The 429-nt window shown below is 63.9% G+C and carries 1 protein-coding gene; it reads right to left on the reverse strand.

All coding sequences use genetic code 11. The annotated features are described in order from the left end of the window. Positions 1-429 (reverse strand): cadherin-like domain-containing protein (locus tag F7R06_RS30850; protein ID WP_170288745.1); only part of this gene is annotated, 429 nt, incomplete at both ends.

Below are 429 nucleotides of genomic sequence, written 5' to 3' on the forward strand. Positions count from 1 at the left end.
GATCACCAGGGTGCCGACGTTGGCGATGGTCGCTGTGCTGCCAGCCTGGTACTGGGTGCCGTCCACCGTGAAATTAACCACGCTGACGGGACCGTCAACGCTGCTGGTGCCAGTGAGGACGCTGCCGGTCACCGGAGCGTCTTCCAGCGTGGAGACTGTTTCGCTGAGGTCGGTGAAGCTGTCATCCACTGGGGTGACGCTGATGTTCAGGGTCGAAGTGACGTCCGCACCGGAACCGTCGGTGACGGTGTAGGTCACGGTCGGCACGCTGCCGTTGTAGTTGGCGTCCGGGGTGAAGGTGTAAGCGCCGTTGGCGCCGATCACCAGGGTGCCGACGTTGGCGATGGTGGCCGTGCTGCCAGCCTGGTATTGGGTGCCGTCCACTGTGAAATTAACCACGCTGACCGGGCCGTCAACGCTGCTGGTGCC

The sequence above is a fragment of the Pseudomonas moorei genome (genome assembly GCF_008801475.1).
GTDB classification, from domain to species: Bacteria; Pseudomonadota; Gammaproteobacteria; order Pseudomonadales; family Pseudomonadaceae; genus Aquipseudomonas; species Aquipseudomonas moorei.